This is a genomic window from Brachybacterium sp. AOP25-B2-12, assembly GCF_052378625.1.
In the GTDB taxonomy this organism is placed as follows: domain Bacteria; phylum Actinomycetota; class Actinomycetes; order Actinomycetales; family Dermabacteraceae; genus Brachybacterium.
This window is the reverse complement of sequence record NZ_JBQSXW010000049.1, coordinates 1-2387: the sequence shown is the minus strand read 5'-3', so window position 1 is coordinate 2387 and position 2387 is coordinate 1. Positions and strand designations below refer to the sequence as shown.

The following is a 2387-nucleotide window of genomic DNA, read 5'->3' as shown; positions in this document are numbered from 1 at the left end:
GCTAGGGGCGTCGTGCTGGACGTCGCCGCGCGCAGCCCTGGTGGCGTGCACACTGTGTCCACGCCCCGCCGGGGGCGCCGGGTCAGGAGGCAAGGATGCGCAGGGCGGTGATCGCGGTCCTCTCCCTGACTGCTCTCGCCCTGGCGGGAGGGGCTGTCCTCGTCGGGGTCGGGGTGTGCCGGACCTTCGACCCCTGCACGGATCGCGAGCTGGACTTCGCCCGGGGACTGGCCGAGGACATGCGCACGCATCTCGACGCGGTGTCGAGCGCCGAGGTCCTGACCTCCGACTGCGACTCCGGGTCGCTGCCCGTCGTCGAGCTCGGGTGCACCGACGACACGCTGTGCGCACGCGAGGTCGACGCCCGATACGCCTGCACCTCGGCCGCGTCCGGCGACGACGATCGGACCTGCACCTTCGAGGGTTCGACCTTCGTGATCTGGTCCCACCGGGCCATGAGGCAGGTCGCCTGAGTGCCGTGCCGGAGGGGCCCGCCGGCGCGCCGGGACGCGTCCCGAGGACCGGGGTGCGTGCTCCGGGACGATGTGGGGCACGGCTGTGGATCGGGGGCCTGCGACACACCCTGGTCTCGGACAGGTCTCCGGGATCGATGACGGCGTCAGCGATGATATACCCCCTAGGGGTATAAGATCGGGGCCTCGGGCAGCACGTCCGCCCGGTCCCGAAGATCCCGCCACCAAGGAGCTCCGCCATGACCTCGCGAACCACGACATGGGCGGCCGTCATCGCCTTCGGCGGCGCCCTCGTGCTGGGAGGATGCGCGCCGGACGCTGACGACGCCAGCCCTGCGACCACGCACGGTGAGCACGCACATGGCGGCCAGGGAGGAGATGCCCATGCGGACCATCCGGAGGACGGAGGGCCTGTCCCTCCGGGGATGACCGAGGCCGCGGACCCCACGTATCCGGTGGGCGGCGAGGTCACGCTCACGGCCGATCACATGCCGGGCATGGATGGAGCGACGGCAACGATCGTGGGCGCGTACACCAGCTACACGTACGCCGTCGACTTCACCCCGACCACGGGTGGTCAGGAGGTCACCGATCACGAATGGGTGGTCCAGGAGGAGATCGTGGACGCTGGCGACGCCCGGCTCGCGGACGGCACCGAGGTCACCCTGGACGCGGAGCACATGGAGGGGATGGACGGGGCGAAGGCCACGATCGCGTCCTCGACCGACGAGACCGTGTACGTGGTCGACCTGGTGGTCAACGGGACGGCCATGACGAACCACATGTGGGTCGTGGACAGCGAGATCGCCCCCGCGTCGTGACGGGCGGGGCATCGCGGCGGTGGCGCGAGCCCTCCCGGCGAGGTTCGGGGTCGCACCGCGCCCCCCGCAGGTGTCGGTGTCGGACGGCGGGCGGCCTCACGGCGTGAACAGCGACCAGGACCCCTCGGACACCACCTCGACCGCGTGGCCGACGATCCGCAGCGCGGTGTCGTCGTCGATGGCGTAGGTGGGGACGGGGATCCCCTGGGACCACCGGCGGATCTCGTCGAGGCTCGCCTCGGGCATGTCCGCGTTGTCCAGGTGCGGGAACAGCGCGATGTCGACGAGGCCCAGGGCGTGTTCGGCGTCCCGGCCCCTGTCGCTCCCGTCCGGGACGAAGCGGCGATCGACATCGGCATCGTCGTTGAACGGCGTGACCACGATGCTCCCCGCCCTGATCCCGAGATACACGGCGTTCTCGAGCTCCGGGAGGAGGGTGGCCAGGCCCGACTCCTGCATCCAGTGACGGAGGTACAGGACGTCGCCGCCCCAGACGATGATCGTGTCCGCCCTGCGCACTGCCGGCACCCAGCTCTCGGGCCGGGTGCTGGGCAGCGCCGTGAGCTCGAGGATCCCGATCGATGCCCAGCCCAGTGCCGTCGCCCGACTGCCGGCCGATCCGCAGATCGGGTCCTAGGCATGATGCGCTCCGCCGGGGAAGGGGTGCACGCCCGTGGGGACGAACAGCGCCGAGCACTCGGAGATCGGCGTGCCGAGCAGATCGACGAGAGCGCGCTCGATGCTCGCATTGGTGACGCCGTTCGAGGTGAGGAGGTACTTCATGGCGGCCTCGGTTCCGTGGGAGGTGGTCGCGGCGACGGTGAGGACGGCGCGTCCTGGCCAGAGCGGGACCCTCCTCGCGTTCCGTGATGATCGCGGAAAGGTGCACGCCGCGCCACCTCTCCCGGGAGGCGAGCGGACTCCATGCCTGCGTTCGATGCTCCGGCTCCGTGTCGCCGGTCTTCCATCAGCTCTCCCGGCGGTGCCGCCTCGAGCCTTCCGTACAGGGTGCGGGGAAGCCATCCGGGGAGTCGTGTGCAAAGGTGTTGCTGTTGTAGGTTCTCACGCGATCTGTCAGGAACAGAGCTATCTG

Annotated in this window: 5 protein-coding genes; 3 read left to right on the top strand and 2 right to left on the bottom strand. The window is 70.4% G+C overall.

Annotation, left to right across the window (positions count from 1 at the left end; translation table 11 throughout):
- The first annotated feature begins 95 nt into the window (after window positions 1-95).
- Window positions 96-473, top strand: a complete 378-nt coding sequence (locus tag ACT3TZ_RS15025) for a hypothetical protein (protein WP_444584222.1) — start codon at window positions 96-98, stop codon at window positions 471-473.
- A gap of 239 nt (window positions 474-712) precedes the next feature.
- The gene (locus ACT3TZ_RS15020; RefSeq protein WP_444584221.1) at window positions 713-1294 is read left to right on the top strand and encodes a DUF1541 domain-containing protein; all 582 of its coding nucleotides are present in this window, start codon (window positions 713-715) and stop codon (window positions 1292-1294) included.
- Window positions 1295-1390: 96 nt separating this feature from the next.
- On the opposite strand, the gene ACT3TZ_RS15015 is transcribed toward ACT3TZ_RS15020, so the two are convergent.
- Window positions 1391-1813: a Type 1 glutamine amidotransferase-like domain-containing protein gene (locus ACT3TZ_RS15015; RefSeq protein WP_444584220.1), complete on the bottom strand. Its 423-nt coding sequence runs from the start codon at window positions 1811-1813 to the stop codon at window positions 1391-1393.
- Here ACT3TZ_RS15015 and ACT3TZ_RS15010 point away from each other — a divergent pair.
- Entirely contained in the window at window positions 1797-1931 is a 135-nt protein-coding gene (locus tag ACT3TZ_RS15010) for a hypothetical protein (RefSeq protein ID WP_444584219.1), read from the top strand. The genes ACT3TZ_RS15015 and ACT3TZ_RS15010 overlap by 17 nt on opposite strands.
- Here ACT3TZ_RS15010 and ACT3TZ_RS15005 read toward each other — a convergent pair.
- Window positions 1928-2077 (bottom strand): hypothetical protein, encoded by a 150-nt coding sequence (locus tag ACT3TZ_RS15005; RefSeq protein WP_444584218.1) that lies wholly within the window; start codon window positions 2075-2077, stop codon window positions 1928-1930. The two genes, ACT3TZ_RS15010 and ACT3TZ_RS15005, sit on opposite strands and share 4 nt — an antisense overlap.
- Between the last annotated feature and the right edge of the window lie 310 nt (window positions 2078-2387).